The sequence below is a fragment of the Deinococcus misasensis DSM 22328 genome, assembly GCF_000745915.1.
Lineage (GTDB): Bacteria > Deinococcota > Deinococci > Deinococcales > Deinococcaceae > Deinococcus_C > Deinococcus_C misasensis.
In genome coordinates this window covers 192,083-198,082 of sequence record NZ_JQKG01000006.1, presented here as the reverse complement: position 1 = coordinate 198,082, position 6,000 = coordinate 192,083, and the positions used below count along the sequence as shown (strand labels likewise).

General features: G+C 56.2%; 3 protein-coding genes. 2 read left to right on the top strand and 1 reads right to left on the bottom strand.

The window, feature by feature from the left end; all coding sequences use genetic code 11:
* A partial coding sequence (locus Q371_RS07040) for a transporter substrate-binding domain-containing protein (protein ID WP_034338008.1) occupies positions 1-428 on the bottom strand: 428 nt, incomplete at its 3' end.
* A gap of 334 nt (positions 429-762) precedes the next feature.
* Between Q371_RS07040 and Q371_RS25470 the strand changes: the two genes are divergently transcribed.
* Together Q371_RS25470 and Q371_RS07030 are read left to right on the top strand one after the other, a co-directional pair.
* Positions 763-3,012 (top strand): PAS domain S-box protein, encoded by a 2,250-nt coding sequence (locus Q371_RS25470; protein WP_051963532.1) that lies wholly within the window; start codon positions 763-765, stop codon positions 3,010-3,012.
* 225 nt (positions 3,013-3,237) lie between these two features.
* Positions 3,238-5,751 (top strand): vWA domain-containing protein, encoded by a 2,514-nt coding sequence (locus Q371_RS07030; protein WP_169743804.1) that lies wholly within the window; start codon positions 3,238-3,240, stop codon positions 5,749-5,751.
* Positions 5,752-6,000: the final 249 nt, after the last annotated feature.

Here is a 6,000-nt window from a genome sequence, read left to right as displayed (position 1 = left end):
CCATCAAGGTCGGTGATTTTCTTGACGGGTGCTTCTTTTTTGACCATCACGCCCTGACCGTCGTAGAAGGTGACCGGACCGAAGTCCATGCCCACTTCACCGTCCCGTGAAGAGGTGTAGGTGGTGTTTCTGAAGACCACATCGACTTCGCCACTCTGGACGGCCGTGAAACGCACGGCTGCGGTGAGGGGAACGTACTGGACTTTGCTGGCATCGCCAAAGATGGCGGCGGCGACGCCTTTGCAGAAATCGACATCGAAGCCGGAGTACTTGCCGTTGGAATCGAGGAAACCGAATCCGGGGAGTTTGTCATTGACGCCGCAGACGAGCTTGCCGCGTTTTTTGACGGTGTCGAGTTTGTCTGCTTGAGCGGCAGACATCAGACTGGTGAGGCTCAGGGTGAGCAGGGCAATGGTTCTCTTGCGCATGAACTTCCTCCTCTGAAGCGGTACAGTACAACTCTGGTGCCCATTCTACAGGTCAAAACGGTTTGGCGGATGGGGTGAAGCCCCATCCCACTGGCACTTCCCTGATGGGTGCAGGGAAAATCACTCTGGGACAGAAAAAAGTCCACAGCTTGGTTTTGATGGCAGGAAGTATAACACCCCTTGAGCCAACATGCAAAGGGGGGATGGCAACAGGATTTTGGCTCTGGCTGCAAAGCGGTTCAGGGCCATGAGGGAAATGCCCCAACTCCTTTTTCCTCAGTTTCTTTTCAGTTCCCCATGACACCCTGAGGAAAACACCTCCCGAGGGCTCAACATGACTTCCAAAGGTTTGCAGGCAGATTGCGATTTGATTCAGGTGCTGAACATGCTGCCCCACCCGACGTGTTTGCTGGACCCACATGCCCATCCGGAATTCAACCGGCTCTGGGAAAACCTGCTGGGCGCTGTGCCGTTTGAAGCTCTGGATGCTGAGGGAGCAGCCTTGTGCTGGTCAAGGCAAAAAGACGTGCAGGAAATGCAAAATGCGGTGCAGAGACAGGTTCAGGTGACCCTGAAAAACGGTTCCCTGCAAAAAGCACTGCTGTCTCTGGAACGCCTTCCCGATGCCCCAAGGTGCTGGATGGGCACCCTGATTCTGCTTCATGAATCCCCTGAGCAACCCATGCCACCAGAGTTGCTGACCGGGCAGGAGGACACCATTGCTGTCTTGAACGCCATTCTGGAAAATGCCCCCATGGGTATCGGTCTGTTTGGGCCTGACCTGAAACTGCGAGGGGTCAATGCCAAACTGGCAGAACACAACCACCTGCCCGCTGCGGACCATCTGGGAAAAAGCTGGCAAGACCTGTACCCTGAGCAATCCGAGCACCTGATGGCTGCCCAGCAGCACGTGCTTTCCTCTGGGATGCCCATTCTGAACATCGAAGTGTCCACCGAAAGCATGACCGGGCCGGTGCAGCACCACCTGATCAGCTATTTTCCAGTGAAAACCAGTGCCGGCCACATTCTGGGGGTGGGGACCATCGTGCAAGACATCACCACCGAACAGCAGGCCAGAGAAGCCCTGCGCACCAGTGAGCACTTTCTGAAGCACATCACCGACACCGTGCCTGCTCTGGTGTACATCTTCGATCTGGACCACAACCGCATCCGATACGTCAATCCTGAATTCTCTGCGGCCACAGGACTCACCCTGCGGGATTTGCAGCACATGGATGCTCAGGATCTGGTGTTCACCATCCACCCAGAGGACCAGAATCACATGCAGGCGCAAGGGACACGTTTGCTTCAACTGCAAGACGGAGAAACCCAGATTGCTGAATTTCGCGTACGAAACAGAGAAGGGGATTGGGTGTGGCTCCATGCCATTCAGACGGTGTTCTCCAGACACCCTGATGGCACCCCGGCTTCCTTGCTGGGGGCTGCTCTGGACATCACCGAACGCAAAAAGACCGAAATGGCTTTGCAGGAAAGTGAGCGGCGGTTTCAGTTGGTTGCCAACCATGCCCCGGTGATGGTCTGGATGGCGGATTTTCAGTATGGAGCCTCGTTTTTCAACACCAGTTGGTTGGATTTCCGGGGGCGCTCCCTCAAGCAGGAACTCGGGGAAGGGTGGCATGAAGGCATCCACCCAGAGGACCGCCTCCGCTGTGAGAACACCTTTCTGGAGGCCCACCACCATGGCACCGCATTCACTCTGGAATACCGGCTGAAACGCTTTGATGGGGTGTACCGTTGGATTGTGGACCGGGGCGTTCCCAGATTCACTGAAACCGGAGAGTTCAAGGGATTCATCGGGGCCTCCATTGACATCCATGACCGCAAGCTGGCAGAAACCGTTTTGCAAGACAGCGAAAAGCGCTTGCGTGAACTGATGGATGCCCAGAAACGTTTTGTGGCGGATGCGGCCCACGAGCTGCGCACCCCCTTGACCGCCATTCAGGGCAACCTCGACATTCTGGTGCGTTATGCAGACATCCCTGAAGAAGAAAAACTGGAAATCATCACCGATGTGCAGAAAGAAGCCACCCGTCTGGGCCGTTTGGTCCACGACATGTTGCAACTTGCCCGAGGAGACAGTGGAGCCAGTCTGCGTGAGGAGTCTTTGGATCTGGGCAGGCTTGTGCTGGACACTTTCAGGGAAACCGAAAGGGTGTTTTCCAGCCACCGTTTTGTGCTGGACCGGGTGCAATCCTTGCCCTTCACGGGCGATGCAGACCGCCTGAAACAACTCCTCTTGATCCTGCTGGAAAATGCCCTGAAGTACACCCCAGAGCAAGGGGAAATCCACCTCTCGCTGGAAAAACAAGAAGGTTTTGCCCTGCTCAAAGTGCAGGACACCGGAATGGGCATCCATGAAGAAGATCTGGAACGGGTCTTCGAGCGCTTTTTCCGTGCAGACAAATCCCGGCACCGCACGCAGGACCCCGGAGGGACAGGGCTCGGGCTTCCGATTGCGAAATGGATTGTCGAGGCCCACAAAGGCAAAATCTGGCTGGAAAGCCAGGTGGATCAGGGAACCACTGTGCATGTGCGCCTTCCCATTCACAGCATGGAGTTGTGAGGAAGTGACAGGGTAGCTGCAACGGTACCGTTGCAGCTTGGGGTTTACTGTCTCTGGAAGTCAAAGCCTCTGAATGGATTTTTCGCTGAAAGCTGATGGCTGACCGCTGATCACTTTTGCAAGTGCCATGCCCAAACTTCAGACTTTGTGCTGACCAGCCATGAAGTGACCGTCAACACGTCCCAGCAAAAGAAAGCTCTTATGATCAGGAGTGGAGGAAATGCCATGAAACAGTTGCCCCGAGCCGTTGCATTGCTGGGTGCACTGCTGATCACCTCAGCAAGCGCCCAGACCCATGTGGAACTCATTCTTGATGCTTCGGGAAGCATGTACAACAAACTCTCCGAGACCGGCCAGACCCGCATTCAGGTGGCCCGGGATGTGCTGACCAGTTTCATCGGGGGACTTCCTGAAGACCCTGAACTCAATGTGGGCTTGCGGATTTACGGTGCGAAAACCGTGGCAGGCTCAGCCGGTTCCTGTGAAGACAGCGAACTGGTGCTGCCCATGCAAGGCATCAACCGGGCTGCATTGCAAGACACCGTGAAGCGCACCAACCCCAAAGGGGCGACTCCCATTGCGTATTCCCTTTTGAAAGCCGCCGAGGATTTTCCCAACACGCCTGGCAAGAAATTGATCGTGCTGGTCACCGACGGGCAGGAGTCCTGCGGAGGCAACCTCAAAACCGCCATGGAGGCCTTCAAAACCCGAGGCATTGATGTGGACCTGCGCATCATCGGCATTGATCTTGACGAGCGTGCAGAGCGCAGTTTTGCTGGCATAGGCACTTTCGAGAATGCCCGCAATGCAGCCACTTTTGCTGCTGCTCTGGGCCGTGCAGTGCAAACCGTCACCCGCGCCGAAGAGCGGACCTTGCCTGTCACAGTGCAACTTACACGTGATGGTCAACCCGATCCCGGCGGAAGCCGGGTGTACCTGAACAGCACCATTGACCGCACCCGCCAGTATGACCTGACCCCCACTGGACGTGCCGGAGAATTCTCTGGCGCTGTTCCAGCAGGCAGTTACGAAGCCAGAGTGGAAAGCCCCGGTCAGGAACCCCGCACCTACTCGGGAATCAACGTGAACGTGGGTGCCGCCAACCGTTTCAGCTTTGAAACCCGCAAGCTGGACAATCAGGTGAAATTGACGGTCTCCAACCCCAACCCTCTGGCCGGAAGCCTGCTTGAAGTGCTGTACTCGGGTGCTCCAGAGACAGGCAAACGCTGGATTGCCCTGACCACCCCGGATGCTCCAGAAGGCAATTACCTGAACTGGGAAGATGTCGGTGCCACTTCTGGCAAAGTGAGCATGGCCATTCCAGAGGTCATCCAGCCTTACATCTTCAGGTACCACCTCTCCAACCCGGATGGCAGTTTGCAAACCCTCGGGCAGAGTGCCCCTTTCACCCCCCAGAAAGCCACGGCCACCCTTGAGGCCCCCAAAGAAGTCATGAACGGTGCGGAAGTGCTGGTCAAATGGACCGGACCGGCCAACCCCGGTGACTACGTCACCATCGTGCCGGTCAACGCCCCAGAGGGCACCTACACCGATTACTTCAATGCTGTGCAGGGTGCGGACCAGACCCTGAATGCCCCTGTGGAAGCAGGCCAGTACGAGGTGCGGTATGTCACCCGTCAGGGCACCACGCTGGCCAGAGCATCTGTGCAAGTCAAGATGGGTGAATACACGGTTTCTGGACCCACAGAAGCAATTGCTGGATCGGTCATCGAGGTGGCATGGACCGGTGGAGGGGTGACAGGCGATTACGTCACCATCGTTCCCTCTGGGGCATCGGACGGGGCTTACACCGACTACAAGTACACCCGCAACGACACCGACGGCAAAGCCGAACTGCGCACCCCCCTCAAACCCGGCGAGTACGAAATCCGTTACAACACCGAACGGGGCAAGGTGTACGCTCGGGCCAAGATCACCCTCAAGATGGCCACTTACGGCCTGAAATTCCCCGATGAAGCGCCCGCTGGTGGCACGGTGACCATCGAATGGACCGGACCCAACAGCCCAGACGATTACATCACCATTGTTCCCAAAAACGCTCCTGATGGAACATACATGCGCTACGAGTACACCCGCTCGGGCAACCCTTTGAAAATCGTGGCCCCCGGCACGCCTGGCATGGCTGAAGTGCGCTACATGAGCGAAAACGGCAATGTGGTGCTGTTCCGCAAGGACCTCAAGTTGACGGCCGGTGCTTATGATCTGGATTTCCCCCGTTCCGCAATGGCGGGAAGCCGCTTGCAGGTCAAGTGGACAGGCATTGGTGCAGAACTGGATTACATCACGGTGGTGCCCAAAGGGGCTGCAGTGGGCACCTACATGGATTACGTCTATGTGAGGGCTGGAAATCCTGTGCAGATTCAGTTGCCGAAAGAGCCCGGTGAATATGAAATTCGCTATGTCAATGAGCAACAAAACAACATGGTGATGCATTCCGAACCCCTGACCATCACCCGGGCCACCGCCACCCTGAAAGCCCTCGCCAGTGTGAATGCAGGTGCAACGTTCACCCTCAACTGGACGGGACCTGCTGGAGAAGGAGATTACCTGACCATTGCCGCCAAAGGAGATGCCGATGATGCATACATCTTCTCCCACTATGTGGAAGGAAACCTGCAGGTGCAAATGACGGCCCCCAACGATGCTGGAAACTATGAAATCCGGTACGTCACTGCAGATGGCACGGTGTTGGCCCGCATCCCCCTGACTGTGAAATGACGTTTTGAAAAGATGCAAGGTTGCCCCGTCCAGAGGGCAACCTTGCATCTTTTTTGCAGCAAAGTGCATAAGCTTGCGGAAATCATCTGGACAAATGGGAAGTGGGCAGGACATCCGCCCACCCCAATCCTTCTACACTGCATCTAAGGAGAAGGAGCCATGCCCGGCCACTTCTGCGAGGATTTCTTCTGTGCTAGAGTTTGGGCTACTGTGTAGAAAAGGCATTTCACCTTCCCTGCACCCCGAGGA